This is a genomic window from Polynucleobacter sp. MWH-Braz-FAM2G, from assembly GCF_018687635.1.
Taxonomy (GTDB): domain Bacteria; phylum Pseudomonadota; class Gammaproteobacteria; order Burkholderiales; family Burkholderiaceae; genus Polynucleobacter.
In genome coordinates, this window is record NZ_CP061300.1 from 654,865 (window position 1) to 669,929 (window position 15,065).

General features: G+C 43.7%; 20 protein-coding genes. 11 read left to right on the forward strand and 9 right to left on the reverse strand.

What is annotated here, in order from left to right; genetic code table 11:
* Positions 1 to 3: 3 nt before the first annotated feature.
* From FD973_RS03480 to FD973_RS03495, 4 genes are all read right to left on the reverse strand, one after another.
* The gene (locus FD973_RS03480; RefSeq protein WP_215324244.1) at positions 4 to 1,113 is read right to left on the reverse strand and encodes a transglutaminase family protein; all 1,110 of its coding nucleotides are present in this window, start codon (positions 1,111 to 1,113) and stop codon (positions 4 to 6) included.
* Between the two features lie 72 nt (positions 1,114 to 1,185).
* Positions 1,186 to 1,764 carry a hypothetical protein gene (locus tag FD973_RS03485; RefSeq protein ID WP_215324245.1) on the reverse strand — a complete coding sequence of 193 codons (579 nt, stop codon included), beginning with the start codon at positions 1,762 to 1,764 and terminating at the stop codon, positions 1,186 to 1,188.
* 11 nt (positions 1,765 to 1,775) lie between these two features.
* Positions 1,776 to 2,201: a hotdog domain-containing protein gene (locus FD973_RS03490; protein ID WP_215324246.1), complete on the reverse strand. Its 426-nt coding sequence runs from the start codon at positions 2,199 to 2,201 to the stop codon at positions 1,776 to 1,778.
* A 24-nt stretch (positions 2,202 to 2,225) separates the two neighbouring features.
* Positions 2,226 to 2,672: a GNAT family N-acetyltransferase gene (locus FD973_RS03495; RefSeq protein WP_251368825.1), complete on the reverse strand. Its 447-nt coding sequence runs from the start codon at positions 2,670 to 2,672 to the stop codon at positions 2,226 to 2,228.
* Between the two features lie 163 nt (positions 2,673 to 2,835).
* On the opposite strand from FD973_RS03495, the gene FD973_RS03500 reads away from it, so the two are divergent.
* A complete protein-coding gene (locus FD973_RS03500) occupies positions 2,836 to 3,417 on the forward strand; it encodes a hypothetical protein (protein WP_251368826.1) in 582 nt (193 codons plus the stop codon).
* Positions 3,418 to 3,506: 89 nt separating this feature from the next.
* Here the strand turns inward: FD973_RS03500 and FD973_RS03505 are convergent, their stop codons facing one another.
* Complete coding sequence (locus tag FD973_RS03505; protein ID WP_215324247.1) at positions 3,507 to 3,731, reverse strand: molybdopterin-binding protein; 225 nt, start codon at positions 3,729 to 3,731, stop codon at positions 3,507 to 3,509.
* Between the two features lie 29 nt (positions 3,732 to 3,760).
* On the reverse strand, positions 3,761 to 4,585 hold the full coding sequence (locus FD973_RS03510; protein ID WP_215324248.1) for a substrate-binding domain-containing protein: 825 nt from the start codon (positions 4,583 to 4,585) through the stop codon (positions 3,761 to 3,763).
* Between the two features lie 69 nt (positions 4,586 to 4,654).
* Here FD973_RS03510 and FD973_RS03515 point away from each other — a divergent pair, with 69 nt between their 5' ends.
* Positions 4,655 to 5,680: a substrate-binding domain-containing protein gene (locus FD973_RS03515; protein ID WP_215324249.1), complete on the forward strand. Its 1,026-nt coding sequence runs from the start codon at positions 4,655 to 4,657 to the stop codon at positions 5,678 to 5,680.
* Between the two features lie 38 nt (positions 5,681 to 5,718).
* Entirely contained in the window at positions 5,719 to 6,465 is a 747-nt protein-coding gene (gene modA / locus FD973_RS03520) for a molybdate ABC transporter substrate-binding protein (protein WP_251368827.1), read from the forward strand.
* A gap of 9 nt (positions 6,466 to 6,474) precedes the next feature.
* Here modA and FD973_RS03525 read toward each other — a convergent pair whose 3' ends face one another.
* Positions 6,475 to 7,101 (reverse strand): FMN-binding negative transcriptional regulator, encoded by a 627-nt coding sequence (locus tag FD973_RS03525; RefSeq protein ID WP_215324251.1) that lies wholly within the window; start codon positions 7,099 to 7,101, stop codon positions 6,475 to 6,477.
* A 182-nt stretch (positions 7,102 to 7,283) separates the two neighbouring features.
* Here FD973_RS03525 and FD973_RS03530 point away from each other — a divergent pair, with 182 nt between their 5' ends.
* The 4 genes from FD973_RS03530 (at position 7,284) to FD973_RS03545 (ending at position 10,809) form a co-directional block, all read left to right on the forward strand.
* Positions 7,284 to 7,529, forward strand: a complete 246-nt coding sequence (locus tag FD973_RS03530; RefSeq protein ID WP_215324252.1) for a FeoA family protein — start codon at positions 7,284 to 7,286, stop codon at positions 7,527 to 7,529.
* On the forward strand, positions 7,522 to 9,435 hold the full coding sequence (locus FD973_RS03535; RefSeq protein WP_215324253.1) for a ferrous iron transporter B: 1,914 nt from the start codon (positions 7,522 to 7,524) through the stop codon (positions 9,433 to 9,435). Before FD973_RS03530 ends, FD973_RS03535 begins: the two co-directional genes overlap by 8 nt.
* Positions 9,436 to 9,505: 70 nt before the next feature.
* On the forward strand, positions 9,506 to 9,901 hold the full coding sequence (locus FD973_RS03540; protein ID WP_215324254.1) for a cytochrome c5 family protein: 396 nt from the start codon (positions 9,506 to 9,508) through the stop codon (positions 9,899 to 9,901).
* A gap of 110 nt (positions 9,902 to 10,011) precedes the next feature.
* Positions 10,012 to 10,809, forward strand: a complete 798-nt coding sequence (locus FD973_RS03545; RefSeq protein ID WP_215324255.1) for a hypothetical protein — start codon at positions 10,012 to 10,014, stop codon at positions 10,807 to 10,809.
* A gap of 22 nt (positions 10,810 to 10,831) precedes the next feature.
* Here FD973_RS03545 and FD973_RS03550 read toward each other — a convergent pair whose 3' ends face one another.
* Positions 10,832 to 11,833, reverse strand: a complete 1,002-nt coding sequence (locus FD973_RS03550; RefSeq protein WP_215324256.1) for a tripartite tricarboxylate transporter substrate binding protein — start codon at positions 11,831 to 11,833, stop codon at positions 10,832 to 10,834.
* A 105-nt stretch (positions 11,834 to 11,938) separates the two neighbouring features.
* Between FD973_RS03550 and FD973_RS03555 the strand changes: the two genes are divergently transcribed.
* Genes FD973_RS03555 through FD973_RS03565 form a run of 3 tightly spaced genes read left to right on the forward strand, consistent with a single transcriptional unit; the run spans position 11,939 to position 14,029 of the window.
* Positions 11,939 to 12,220 (forward strand): SemiSWEET transporter, encoded by a 282-nt coding sequence (locus FD973_RS03555; protein ID WP_215324257.1) that lies wholly within the window; start codon positions 11,939 to 11,941, stop codon positions 12,218 to 12,220.
* 36 nt (positions 12,221 to 12,256) lie between these two features.
* The gene (locus FD973_RS03560) at positions 12,257 to 12,949 is read left to right on the forward strand and encodes a fumarylacetoacetate hydrolase family protein (RefSeq protein WP_215324258.1); all 693 of its coding nucleotides are present in this window, start codon (positions 12,257 to 12,259) and stop codon (positions 12,947 to 12,949) included.
* 21 nt (positions 12,950 to 12,970) lie between these two features.
* Positions 12,971 to 14,029, forward strand: coding sequence for an alpha/beta fold hydrolase (locus tag FD973_RS03565; protein WP_215324259.1), 1,059 nt, complete (start codon positions 12,971 to 12,973; stop codon positions 14,027 to 14,029).
* Positions 14,030 to 14,031: 2 nt separating this feature from the next.
* On the opposite strand, the gene FD973_RS03570 is transcribed toward FD973_RS03565, so the two are convergent.
* A complete protein-coding gene (locus tag FD973_RS03570) occupies positions 14,032 to 14,811 on the reverse strand; it encodes an enoyl-CoA hydratase/isomerase family protein (protein WP_215324260.1) in 780 nt (259 codons plus the stop codon).
* A gap of 95 nt (positions 14,812 to 14,906) precedes the next feature.
* Here FD973_RS03570 and FD973_RS03575 point away from each other — a divergent pair, with 95 nt between their 5' ends.
* The gene (locus tag FD973_RS03575) at positions 14,907 to 15,065 is read left to right on the forward strand and encodes a DUF5993 family protein (protein ID WP_215324261.1); all 159 of its coding nucleotides are present in this window, start codon (positions 14,907 to 14,909) and stop codon (positions 15,063 to 15,065) included.

Genomic DNA, 15,065 nt, shown 5'->3' on the forward strand with positions numbered 1-15,065 from the left:
CAATTAGCCTATACGTCTACTAGTAATTTTGTATTTAAAGTTATCCGGATCAAGAGAATCAAAACGACCTTCGATATTTTCCGCTTGCGGATACATTAAGAAGGGGATGTCACCTTTGCTGCCTAGCTTCGAGCCTGGGAGCGCGATGTCGTGATCATAGTTGTATGCCATCCAATTCATTTCCCAATTACCAAAAAGGTAATCACGAATAGCGATTACTTTAGGATCGGTCACTGCCAAGCCGCCAGTTTCTTCGAGTATCACCTTGCGTACATCCGCCGGATCCACTGGCATCCACCCATAACCAGATGCATAAAACTCTGCACGGCAATGTTGCGCTTTTGTAATGTCTCCAGACTTACCTAGACTCTTATAGCCACGAGCGGAGTCGGCAATGCGAATGCCATACACATCACGAGCAGGCAGTCCAGCAGAGCGAGCAAGCGCCACAAATACAGCATTAATGTCCGCACACTTGCCGCCAAGATTATTGGTTTCGAGCATGAGTTTGACATCACCTTGACCGCAACCACGTGTCTTTGGATTTCGGTGGGTGTTATCTACAACCCAGTTATAGATAGCTTTTGCTTTATCAACATCAGTAGCATTCGCTGGTAGGCCTGCAAGACATTCTTGAGCTTTTACTTTCACAATCCCATCGGTTGGAAGATATTTAGTAGGGCGTGTCCAAAAGCGCTGTTCTTCTTTTGAGAGTTTTAGCGCTGGATTTGGCGTGGAGATTTCTAGATTGCGATTGCGAGTGCTCACTAAGATTGAAACTTTTACCGAATGGTTTTGTGCTGATTTATCCCATTTGGTCCATAGCATGCGAGCTTGCTTATCTGGTGTTTCATAAATTTGATTGATCGCCTTAGGGTCGCTAGCCTCAGGACGAATGGCCAATGTTCTGAAGTAATCCGTATCTAAAACTAAAGGCAGCGGAATCCAAGTTTCCGCGCTTCCTTTCGGGGAATCTAGGTTAACTTCAGTGACGATCTCATAAGTAGTCCACTCTGGTGAAGATTGAGCAAAAGCAGAAGCAATTGGGTTGAGTGATGGGATAGTAAATGCGCCAATAATTGTTTTAATAGCAGAGCGGCGGGAGGTGGTCATATGGGAATATTAATAGGGATAAATGTGATTGCTGCTGAAATATATGGCTATTTTAGCGAATCGTTAAACGACTTAAGGAGAATTCCACAGATTGGGCACTAGCTTATTGGCGTAAGCAGAGACGAATGATTTTTCTGTGCCAGTGATTGGATCAAATACCGAGCGATGAATGCGGCCAATATTGCCACCATACACATGAATACTGATAGATGCCCGATCTTGAAGATTATTTTCTACTACATGTATATCGTGCGTATCTGGAGAGACTGTATCGACCATGCCTGGTTGGCAAATATGTGAATTACCTGCTTGATATGAGCCATCTGGTTGACGATAGTAGGGCGTACCTTTTTCTTCACCACGTAACTGGCCAATCATTCCCCAGACGGTGTGATTGTGAACTGGTGTCTTCTGTCCTGGGCCCCAGACGAAACTAACCACCGAGAAACGGTCTAATGGATCCGCATAGAGTAGATATTGTTGGTAATACTGAGGGTGAGTTTTAGTAAATTCTTCTGGAAGCCAGTCATCTACCGCAATCAGCTTCTCTAGCAGACCTTTACCTTCGGTGAAAATAATTTCTTCACTAGGGCTTCTCTCTAGCAGAAGACTAAATTCTTTGACAAAGTTGAGTAATTTTTCATCATTCATATATTGTGCTATCACTCGGCGTTAAATAACCAGTCGGGGAAGGCTTTGGGTTTTAGGCTAGTTGTGTCAACGCACACAATATGGAGCACAGCACTGGCAATTACTTCCATATCTTCGATATTTCCTTGAGACACTCTTCTTTGCGCTGTTTGCTTTACTGCAACCTGCGTACGCCCACGATGTTCGATCACTTGATCTATAAAAAGAATGTCATCGAGGCGACCTGGTTTATAGAAATTCATTTTTAGTTCGCGAACTGGTAACAATATTCCAAACTCGTTAATTAACTTAGTGGGGCTAAGGTCTCGTAGGGCTAGCCATTCAGCACGACTACGCTCAAATATCTCTAAATAGCGACCATGGTAAATAAAGCCAGCAGCATCCGTATCTGAATAACAAACACGATAAATAAATGGAGGATTAGAACTTGTGGTCATGAATAGCTATCTGAGATGAGTTAATCAGGGGGCAATAACAAGAATCATATTACGATGAGTAATACCAGCCTCATCATAGCCAGGTCCTGTGGCTTGAAACCCCAGTTTTTCGTAAAAGGGGATGGCGCTTATCTGTGAGTGCAAAATGATCTTTATTGCACCTTGGGTTCTGGCCAAATCAACTAGTTTCTTTAGAATTTGCTTACCAATCCCCCGGCCTCTAAATCTAGCAAGGACAGCCATTTTTCCAATTTGAAACTCGCCAACTCCCAATTTGACGAGCCTACCAGTTCCGACGCATTCTGCGCCCTCGAAAGCAAGTGCGTGAGCAGCTGAGGGGTCATATTCATCTATTTCAAGAGCGGCGGGGACCCCTTGCTCCTGAATGAATACGGTTTCCCGGATGAAAAAAGCATCCTTTTTTGCATCCTGCCACGTTTTGATAGCTATTTCCAAGGCATTGAAGTCCAAGTTACTTGATCGCCCTAATTTAACAAAGCTAGGAGGGGTAGGGTAGATATGTAGGTGCTTGGGATGGTACTTAGAGGCTATTTACACCACTTATTCCGTGGTTACAATGAATTGTGGCTCTTTTAGGGTCCGTCTGAAACCTTTTACTCAATTAGGAGTTATTTTGAAGAAATCTTTATTAGCTGGTTTATTTGCTGCTGTAGGTATTGTTTGTGCAGCTTCTGTATTTGCGCAAGTTCCTGCGAAGATGGTGCCTTTGGCGGCTGATGTTGCGGTTTTGACAGCTACTGTTGATTCAGTGGATGTAGCAAAACGTATCGTAGTGTTAAAAGATGCAAATGGTAATTTGGCGCAAATGAATGTTGCTAAGTCCGTTAATGACTTGGACAAGGTAAAAAAAGGTGACGTATTTGTGGTGGAGCAAGCACAAGCGATTGCGGTTGGCTTGACAGCTGCTGGTAAGGGTCAAAAACCAAGTGCTTCTGGTGTGCGCTCAGTGGTTGTTGCAGGAAAAGGTTCTGCCAAGCCATTTGAAGAAACTGTTGATACGATTTATGCAACTGTAAAGATTTCTACTATTGATCAGAAATCTCGTATCGTGACTTTCACAATGCCAAGCGGTGAAAAGCAAAAAGTTAAAGTAGATCCATCTGTTTTGGGTCTTGAGAAATTCAAAGCTGGTGATGACGTCATGGTTGAGTTTGTTGACGATACAGCGATTGGTTTCGTAACGCCTAAGAAGTAAGTTTTTACATAAGCCGAGCTGGCGTAGTAGCCGGCATTAAAAAAGCCCGCTGATGCGGGCTTTTTTAGTCGTATGCGAAAAAATGTTTTTTATGCGCTCTTCGCAATCATGACATCAGAGGCCTTAATGACTGCCCAAGCTTCATCACCAACCTTGAGATTGAGTTCATCGACCGCCTCATTAGTGATGGAGGCGGTCACAATGTGTCCGCCGCCAATATCCAACTTCACGTGTGAAGTGGTTTGGCCCATCTTCAGCTCCACGACTTTTCCGTTGAGTGTATTACGAGCGCTGAGTTTTACTTTAAGTTCCATATTTCTCCTATTAAATGATTTGCTTGCAGTTAATTCTTGGCATTAGGAAAGAAGAGTTGCTCGCCATCAATCTTGTAGCTAGCAATTACATCCTGTCCATTCTTTGAGATAAGCCAGTCGATAAATTCTTGACCTTGTACTTTTTTGACGTGCGGGAATTTAGCTGGGTTTACGAGCATGACGCCGTACTGATTAAATAGTTTTGGATCTCCCTGGACTAAGATGACCAGATCACCGCGATTTTTGAAGCTCAACCAGGTTCCGCGGTCAGCCAAAATGTAACCATTCATGGCTGAAGCAGTGTTGAGGGCAGGGCCCATGCCTGAGCCTGTTTCTTTATACCAAGATGGGCTCGGTGCAACTGATATACCAGCGCCTTTCCAGTAGCGCAGTTCTGCCGCATGGGTGCCACTTTTGTCTCCACGAGAAACAAAAGGAGCTTGCGAAGCGGCAATTTTTTGGAACGCAACTTGAATGTCTTTTCCCCCTGCAATTTTTGCTGGATCTGACTTGGGTCCAATCAATATGAAGTCGTTGTACATCACTTCATAGCGTTTGGTTGAAAAACCTTCCTCTACAAATTTTTCCTCTGCAGGCTTATCGTGTACAAACACGACATCCGCATCACCGCGTCGACCAATATCCAGCGCTTGACCAGTGCCGACTGCAACCACCTTTACTTCAATTCCTGTTTTCATTTTAAAGATAGGGAGTATGTAGCCGAAAAGACCGGATTGCTCAGTAGAGGTGGTTGATGAAACTACTATGCTTTTCTCTTGGGCAGTCGCGGTATTTGCAAAGAAAGAAAATGCAATTAGTAGGGTGGCAATGAAGCGTGTTGAAATATGTCTCATTTAGATATTCAAAGTTGTTTAAGTTAATATTTGTCATATTACATAACATCAATATGCAAAAAATTACATATGCGAATCCAAATTAGACCTACACTGGTTTTTGGTCATAAGGGCGCCAAAGACCCTGCTGTAATTGATTTGGTTTGGCTTACAGACCTGTTAAGGGACATTGATCAGGGAAAAACTTTAGTTTCAGCTTGCAAGAAGGCTGGACTCTCATATCGCAATGTTTGGCAGAAAGTAAATGAGGTTGAGGAGGCGCTGGGATTTAAGCTAATGGATCGTGTTCGAGGGCATGGGTCGCAACTGTCTGAGTATGCACATTACCTTATCCAGTTCATTGACGATTTTGACGACAAAACTCGTCGATTGGGTCAAACTAGCCTGTCACATCTCGAAGAGGGTTTTGCGCAGTTTAGGGTGAAATCAGAAAAGCGTTGGAGCTTGGCTAGTAGTAGTGATCCAATTATTCAACAGGTTATGGGTGGAGTAGATCGAATTGATTTATCTATTGCGGGCTCAGGTGAGGCACTGGAGCGACTCTTAAATTATGAAGTTGACATGGCGGGTTTTCATGTATCGGATCCCCAAGCTTCAAAAACAATTGCTAAGCGCTTGCAAAAAGAAGGCATGCAAATTTTTCCTGTAATGAAGCGTGTTCAAGGTCTCATGATTGAAAAAGGTAATCCCCTTAATATCACTCGCCTAAAGGATTTGGTTCGTCCAAATATTCGGTTTATTAATCGCCAAAGAAGCTCTGGTACTAGGTTGCTGCTAGATACGGCTCTTGCTAAAGAGGGCATTGATCCTAAAAAGATCAAAGGTTATGACAACGAAGAATTTACCCATTCGGCTATAGCAACCTCCATCTTGGCCAAAAAGGCAGATGTAGGCATGGGAGTGAAAAGCGTCGCCCTTGAAAATGGTCTTGATTTCATACAAATAAAAGACGAAGTATTTTTCTTGGCGATGCGTGAGGAATTAGTCTTAAATAAAGATATCGGAAAGTTTGTTCGCAAAATACGACAGCTTTCAGAAGAGGTGCCTGGTTATAAGTCTGTGGGATTAAAGCGGCAAATTGCTGGCTGGATATAAACTGAATAAAACATTCAAAAACCATATTGAGACCAAGATTGCGCCGAATACTTTTTCTAGTCTGCTTTTTTATTGCGCAAGCAGTTCATGCGCAAGTGACTACTATTGCTGTAGCCGCCAATCTGAAAGATGCGTTTTCTGAGATTCTGCTTGCATTTAAATCTTCAAGCACGCCTGCAATGAGGATGGTTTATGGATCATCCGGAAACTTGAGCGCTCAAATTATGAACGGCGCACCCTTTAATTTATTTATTGCGGCTGATGAGCATTTTCCACTTGAGCTATATAAAAACGGTAAGACGGTGGATGATGGTGCGATATATGCAATTGGTAAGTTGGCGATTATCACCAATGCTTCTTCTGGAATTTCTTTGCTTGGCGGTAAAACGGCGGTTGCTCAGGCTATTGGTAAGGCGAATAAAGTTGCCATTGCTAAACCTGAACTTGCTCCGTATGGCAAAGCAGCAGTGGATTACTTACAAGCGCAGGGTCTATGGGATCTAGCGAAAGACAAGCTTGTGTATGCTGACAATATTGGGGCAGCAACTGCCTATGTGTTGAGTGGTGCGGCGGATGTTGGATTTACCGCTTTATCACTTGCTAAATCGCCTGATGTAGCTAAACAAACACATTTTTTGTTGCTTGATGATGGGTTATACAAACCTATTAAACAGCGCATGGTTTTGATAAAGGGCGCACCAAAAGAGGCGGTCGATCTGTATCGCTTTATGCAAGAGCCTCAAGCCAAATCTATTCTTCAAAAGTACGGCTACATTACTCCATAGTCCTCGGAGTTATTTGGGGCGCCTCATATACCCAAGCATTTCTTGTAAAACTTCTTGAGGTGACTTTTCTAATTGAGCTACTACAGCATCATAGTCTTCCGCCGGGCGGTTCTGGCTGAGCTTAAATTTACCAATCAAACTTTTAACTTCAATCTCAATGCCAATGATGGCTTTAAGCATGGTTTGAACATACTCCTCCGGAGCATCGTCAAGCTTCCAAGTGGATTGATAAGTTGGCTCATGGATATCAGTCATTTGTGATACATGACTGCGCAACCATTGTGGATCATCGATGAGCTTGATGAAGCCTTCTGCATGAACTGTCGCATAGTTCCAAGTAGGGACTACTTTTCCGGTTTCTTGTTTAGAGGGATACCAAGAGGGTGTTACGTAAGCATTGGGTCCATGAAAAATAGCTGTCACGGATGTATTACTGCTACTGGCTACTTTAGTTAAGGGGTTCATTTTGGCGATATGGCCATACAACTTTGTTCCATCAACACTCAACATCAAAGGGAGATGATTGATCTCAAAATGACCATCAAGATTGGCGACAATCGTCGCTAGTGGATATTCGGAAATGAGTTGACCCAGCAATACAGGATCTTCAACTAAAAAATGTTTTGGTAAGTACATGACGAAAGTGGGTGGCTATGATTGCATTAAGTATGCATGAATCCCCATCTTTTTGTTGTAGATCAAGCTTTTAGAGTGCTAAATGGTCCACTATGTACGATGAAAAGCTACTTTAAACGAATGATATTCATTCTCATTTATCGCTATAATAGATTATGTATAAAAGCAAATAAGCATATTGAATGAATTTAGACCAAGTCGACTTAGGCAGTCTTTATCGCGTCAGTGAAGTAAATGCGCCAAAAGGTGCTCCGCAAATTAAGGGGCAACTGGAAGACATCGGCTTTTTACCTGGTGAACAGGTTGCGGTTTTGCGTAAAGGTTTGCTCGGTAAAGGGCCTTATATGGTCCGAGTGGGGGCTTCCACATTTGCATTGCGCCAATCTGAAGCGCGCATGATTGTGGTCGAGTCGTATACAAATGTCTGAATCAAAAGTTCATTTTTTCTCGAGCGAACCACTCGTCGCTTTATTGGGCAATCCCAATTGCGGCAAAACGGCCTTATTTAATCTGTTAACCGGTAGTCGCCAGAAGGTGGCAAATTATTCAGGCGTTACTGTTGAGCGTAAAGAGGGGCGTTTAACACTTGAGTCCGGAAAAAACATTCGTATTTTGGATCTGCCAGGTGCGTATAGTCTTTATCCCAGATCTTTGGATGAGCGTGTTACTTGCAATGTATTGCTTGGTAGGGCAGAGGGTGAGAAACGTCCTGATCTAGTGATTTGCGTATTAAGCGCCATGAATTTGCGCCGTAATTTACGCTTAGTACTAGCTGCTAAACGATTGGGTTTGCCTTGCATCGTTGTTCTCAATATGCTCGATATTGCAAAGCGACAAGGCTTGCAGATTGATACTGCGGCACTCTCTAATGAATTGGGTCTACCCGTGCTGACCAGTATTGGTATTCAATCTGATGGCGCTAATGAGATTAAACAATTTTTGTCCGCACTGGATTGGCGCAATTTAAATGCGTTGCGAACTGGTACAAGTGATGCGACTTTAGAAAACGTTGCTTCCCATATTGCGCATGCTGAGTCAGACAACGTACAAGTTCAAAGAATTTTGCAAAACCTCAAGCTCGATCAAATTATTCCTGATCACTTAAGCGATCGCTTGGATGCGGTATTGCTTCATCCATTCTTTGGCCCTGTTATTTTGGTGGCGCTGTTGTTTTGTATTTTTCAGGCGGTGTTTAGTTGGGCTACTGTACCCATGGATCTTATTAAGTCCGCGATTGAATATTTGGGTGGACAAATTGTCGAAGTGTTGCCAGGTGGATGGTTGCGTAGCTTGATAGTCAATGGCATTTTGGCTGGCTTAGGTGGGGTAGTCATATTCCTGCCACAAATCTTGATTCTGTTCTTCTTTATTCTGTTGCTTGAAGAGTCTGGTTATCTTCCTAGGGCTGCGTATTTATTGGATAGGGTCATGGGATCAGTTGGTTTATCTGGTAGATCTTTTATTCCACTGCTCTCGAGTTTTGCCTGTGCGATTCCAGGGATTATGGCGACTCGAAGCATTTCGAATGCGCGCGATCGTATGGTGACTATCTTAATTGCGCCGATGATGACCTGTTCTGCGCGACTACCTGTCTATGCTTTATTGATTTCTGCGTTTATCCCAGAGCAAAAGTTATGGGCAGGGATTGATTTACAGGGTCTCGTTTTATTTCTTTTATATCTTGCTGGAATTTTGGGTGCGATGGCGGTCGCGTGGATTTTGCAGCGCATTACTAGTGAACAATTTCGGATGAATGCGCTCATGATGGAGTTGCCTAGCTATCACTTGCCGCGTTTAGGTAATTTGGCAATCAGCTTGTGGCAGCGCGCAGAAATATTTTTACGTCGCGTTGGTGGAATCATTTTGTTAATGACTGTTGGCTTATGGGCTTTATCTAGCTTTCCATTTCCTCCTGAGGGTGCAACAGGGTCGCCGATTCAATATAGTTTTGCTGGAATGTTAGGTCAGGCGCTTGCCCATGTATTTTCTCCAATTGGTTTTAACTGGCAAATTAGCATTGCCTTAGTGCCCGGCATGGCGGCTCGTGAAGTGGTGGTGAGTTCATTAGCAACGGTATATGCCTTATCTAGCTCCAGTGTAGATGCGGCAGATGCGCTGATTCCCTTGATCTCGAGCGGTTGGTCCTTGGCTACTGCGCTATCTTTATTGGCTTGGTTTGTATTTGCGCCTCAGTGCTTATCTACTATCGCTGCAGTCAAGCGTGAAACCGGGGGTTGGAAGATTCCCGTCATTATGTTGAGTTACTTGTTCTGCTTGGCCTACATTGCCTCCTTTATCACTTATCACATTGCTAGCGCTCTTGGCTTGGGGTAGTGAATCTCAAAGCAAGTTTTCTGAAATTCAGATAATCTCTTAGGCATTGATTGTTTAAGAGAGTATTTCAATGCATTGCAAACACTTTTTATTATTACTGTCATGTCTTGTCGGAATTTCTGCATCAAATGAGGTCGTAGCTCAATCTGGTGAGAATACCTATAAGCAAGTCTGTGTTAGTTGCCATGGCACAGGTGTATTAAATGCCCCTAAATTTGGCGATAAAGCAAAGTGGGCGCCTTTAATAGCAGAGGGCCAGGTGACTTTGACTGCCCACGCCTATTTTGGTGTTCGCGGAATGCCCCCTAAGGGTGGTAACCCCAACCTTAGCATTGAAGGTTTTTCGGATGCATTGGTTTATATGGTGAATAACTCAGGTGGTAATTGGAAGTCACCAGATGCGAAAACAATCGCTGCCATCAATAAAGAAGTGGAAGCTAGAAAAGCGGGGCTTAATAAGAAGTAAGCAATAGCACTCTAGTTCACTAGGTGGTAAAGATAAGTCACGCAATCGATTGCTGGTGGCAACTATTTAACAAGTATTAAGTGGATTAATACTTGTTAAACTCATGCATCATGCAGATGCGCGTTCATCCTATTAAGAAGTCTCTAATTGGTGGGTTGCTATTTATCTTGTTTTTGTCCTTGCCATCCATCAGCATGGCAGTTCTGCAAGATGAAATTCAGGTTTACGACGATGAAATCAATGCTAAAGGTGAGGCTAGTGTTGAGCTTCACGTTAACAGCACACCTCGAGGCATTCAGACACCCTCTTACCCTGGTGAGGTAATGAGTAACAATGGTGTGCGAGTGACGCCAGAATTCGCTTATGGACTTGGACATGATTTAGAAGCTGGTCTTTATATCTCCTACGTTAACTATGACAGCAAGTTTCAATATGCCGCCACTAAACTGCGCCTGAAGTGGTTGCCAATTCGGGAAGATAAAGGGGATGACTTCTTTGCGGGTGTCAATCTAGAGTTGGCAAATGTGCAGCCGCAATTTGATGAGTCAAGATATAACGGTGAATTCCGTTTCATTATCGGCAAGCATTTTGATGAGTGGCTCTTCTCATTTAATCCGATTGTGGATATGCCACTTTCCCAGCCGTTTGTACATCAGTCTCCGTATTTTTCAACCGCTACTCGTTTATCAAGGGAGATTACGTCTGAGATCGCTTTAGGTGTGGAGTACTACTCCAACCTAAATCAATTTGGCCAACCGATCAATTATCAAAATACTCAACAGCTGGGTTTTTTAATGATGTACTACGACGGTAAGCCAATTTCCTTTCAGGCTGGGGTAGGAAAAGGATTTTCTAACAGCACGGATTCTTTAACGCTTAAAGCGATCTTTTCCATGCCGTTGAATTAATATCGTCTTCACTTCATCAGTTTTAATCTGGCTTGATGTTCGCGTCTTTTACAACCTTGGCCCACATCGTTAACTCTCTTTGAATCCGCTTGGCAGAGTCGGCGGGCGATAGGTAATTGACGTAGACGCCAGCCGCCAACATACGCTCTTGCACTTCAGGGCGTTGCAAAATAATCTTGATATCGGAGCTAAGCTTATCAATGATGGGTTTAGGTGTTCCTGCGGGAGCCAAAATGCCAAACATGCTCACCACATCAAAATTAGGTAAACCAGTGGCTTCGGTAATAGTCGGCACATCAGGTAATTGGCTAATCCGTTTGGCGGTGGTTACTGCTAAAGGTCTTAGCTGGCCAGCCTGAATAAATTGTAGTGCGGCTGGTACTGTTTCCGACATCGTTAATACTTGTCCGCCAACTAGATCCGTCATGGCAGGCCCACTACCTTTATAGGGGACATGCAATAAATCTAAGCCCAGTTGGTAACGAAACATTTCCATCGCTAAACGCTGTGGCGCGCCGGCACCAGATGAGGCGAAGGTGAGTTTACCGGGATTGGCTTTTGCATAAGCAATGAACTCTTTCATGTTCTTAACTGGCACCGAAGGGTTTACAACAAAGACAAGTGGTACAACTCCCACCACATCCACTGGTGTGAAATCTTTTTCAAGGTTGTACTTGATTTTGTCTTTATCAAGATTGGTGTTGATGGCATGCGAGGTGAGGGCACCCATCAAAAGGGTATAACCATCCGCTGGTGATTTAGCCACCATATCTGCACCAATATTGCCGCTATCACCCGCGCGATTATCGGGTACTACCTGTTGGTTAAGAGACTTGGATAACTCTTGAGCCATGATGCGTCCAATAACATCAGTTGCTCCGCCAGGTGGGTAAGGAATTACTAAGCGGATAGGCTTATCGGGATAGCTTTTGATCGCAGCATTGTTAGATTGTGCAAATAGTGGGCTGCTCAAGATGCAGCCGCATAGGAGAAGGCCTAGACCTCGGATAAAGGGTTGTCTCATTATGTATTTGTATTATTGGTTGAGTTAGGAAATTCTATTATCTACAGAAATGCAATTCATGCTTTGGGTCAATGAACCAATGATTTCCCTGATTACAATGAATCCATGAATTTAGAGCCCCACCATATAGAAATCATTGGTTATTGCGCTGCATTCTTAACCACAATCGCCTTTCTTCCTCAAGCAATCCAGTCTTGGCGAACAAGGGATTTGACCGGTATCTCTTTGGGCATGTATTCCTTATTCACGGTTGGGGTAGGGCTGTGGTTAGTCTACGGTCTAATTATTGAGAAATGGCCACTAATACTGGCTAACGCTCTGACCTTTGCTTTGGCGCTCAGTATCCTGCTGTTGAAATTGCGTCATACTGCTAAAAATTCAAAATAAGCCATTCATGCTAAAAAATTCCCAGAAAGGATTCTTATGAGCACATCTTTTGTTATTGATCCACCAGCAGTGATTTCCTTACCAGTGACCGGTGACTCTCGCCGCTTTGCCGTTAATCGTATTTACTGTGTAGGACGCAACTACGCAGATCATGCGCGTGAGATGGGACATGATCCTGATCGTGAGCCGCCATTCTTTTTTATGAAGCCGGCTAACTCCATCGTAACTGACGGTAAAAATATGGCTTATCCCAATTTATCAAATGATGTTCATCACGAAATTGAAATGGTAGTTGCCATTGGTAAAGGTGGCGCGAATATACCTGCAGAAAAAGCGCTAGAGCATGTTTATGGATATGGTGTTGGGTTGGATATGACTCGCCGTGATCTTCAAGGTGAGGCTAAAAAGATGGGGCGACCATGGGATACCGGTAAAGCGTTTGATCAATCTGCGCCTTGCGGTGCAATCACTCCAGTGAGTCAGTGCGGTCATCCTGCCAAGGGCGCAGTCAAGCTATTAGTCAATGGTGAAGTACGTCAAGAGGGTGATCTGAATCAGATGATCTGGAATGTTCCTGACACGATTGCCTATCTTTCCACGCTGTTTACATTAGAGCCAGGCGATTTGATCTTTTCTGGCACTCCAGCAGGAGTCGGTCCAGTGAAAAAAGGTGATGTTTTAGAAGGAAGTGTGGCAGGCTTGCCTAGTTTAAAAACAACTATTGTTTAAATTCTAAAGAAGACTGCTTTGATGAGAAATTTGCTCAAGAAGTTCAGGCGCATCTATGCGTTAGTGGCCTTACCGCTAATTTTGTTCGCCTGCGCGAGCTCTGAGCAAATATCATCCACCTCCTCTTCACCCTCACCCAGTCTTTATAGCAATGCAAGTCCGTTAGATTTGCGCTTAAGCAATTGGCCATATCCTTACCCATTAAAAGAATTTAAGACATCGTTGCAGGGACAACCTGCCACGATGGTGTATATGGATGTTCCTGCCCTGGGTAAGCAAAGGGGCGTAGTTGTACTTTTTCATGGCAAGAATTTTTCAAGTGACTATTGGGCTACAACGATCGCAGGCCTTAGCAATGCAGGCTATCGTGTAATTGCTCCAGATCAGATTGGTTTTGGAAAATCATCTAAACCAGATGTGTCGTATCACTTCGATGATTTAGCTGCCAACACAAAAGCGCTCTTAACCTCCCTTAATATCAAACAAGTATCAGTGATTGCTAACTCAATGGGCGGCATGCTTGGCGTTCGTTTTGCTCGCCTGTATCCGCAAACTGTTCAAAAGCTGGTTCTTGAGAACCCACTTGGATTAGAGGATTACAGCAAAGATATTCCTCCGCAGAAAAACGAAGATTTATTAAAGTTGGAGAAGGCGCAAACTGAAGCAAGCTACCGTCGCTTTCTACAAAGCTATTTTCCTAATTGGCAGCCAAGCTATGAAAAGTTTGTAGAGGTGTATGTGCGTGTTCAGAAAGGGCCTGATTATCCCGCCTATGCAAAGACCTCCGTCCTGACGTATCAAATGATTGCTGAAAGGCCAGTGGTCAATGATTTGCCTCAGTTAAAGATGCCTGTTCTATTGGTGATTGGCCAAAAGGACCGAACAGTATTTGGTCGACGCTTTGCTCCGCCAGAGGCAGTGAAAGCGTTAGGCAACTTTCCAGAGCTGGGGAAGAAGGCGCAAACAGTGATACCCAATGCTCGTTTGGTACCAATAGAGAATGTAGGGCATGTACCCCATGTTGAGGTACCCGATCAATTTGTAAAAATCGTATTAGAGTTTTTAAACTCCAGGAACTAAGCCTACTTGCCAGTCCATTTGGGAGGGCGTCCCTCGAGAAATGCGTTTACACCTTCTTTGAAGTCTGCGCTGTTATAAGTTTCACGCATTAAATCTGTGCAATCGGGTAGGTTGCTTTGCAGGAGGCGAGCTAAAGTGAGCTTGCTAGATTTTTGAGTAATCGGCGCAAGTGCTGCCAGTTTTTGAGCGAGCGCATTGACTGCCTCATGAATTTCACTCGGTTCAACGGCTTGATACAAGTATCCTGACTCTAGCAATACAGGCGCTTTAATGAGCTCTGCAGTGAGTAGCATCTTCTTTACAGTGGGCAACCCAAGATGAGCAGCAATCCAAGATAAATTACTCGGCGATAAACAATTGCCTAAGGTCTTTGCCACTGGGATACCAAAACGAGCATCGATGGTGGAGATACGAAAGTCACAGGCAGTTGCCATTAACAGTCCGCTACCTACTGCCAAACCTTCAATCATTGCAATAGTTGGCATTGGAAGTTGTTGAAGTGAGGCAAAGATTTGATCGACAGCAACTTCATATGCCTCATCTTTTTTAAGATCGACAAATTGCTGAATATCACTGCCAGATACAAATGCTTTATCGCCAGCCCCTCGAAATATCACAACACGAATATCGGCATTGTTTGCAAGGGCATCACAAATGCTTTTGAGTTGTAAATACATCGGCCAAGTGAGGGCGTTACGAGCAGCAGGATTGTTAAAAGTAACCCATGCTAAATTTCCTGCGATCTCAAGATCTAAACAGGGTGGGGTAGATTTTTGGTTCATCAGGACATTCTAAACAAAAGGTCTAAAGACCATTCTGCAAGCTCTGAATTAGGAGAATTCAGCCTATGAGCAGTGTCCTGCGATAGAATTCTGTCATGTATATGTTTCTACCATTTCTGACGGCTTTTATCGGACTTGTATTAGTTTGGTTTGAGAAGCGTCTTGCAGGCTTGATGGTTTTGGCAATCACGGTTGGCATCCTGATGCTTTGGTTCCGTGTGCATGCTACTTCTCACCTAAACATTAGTCTGTAA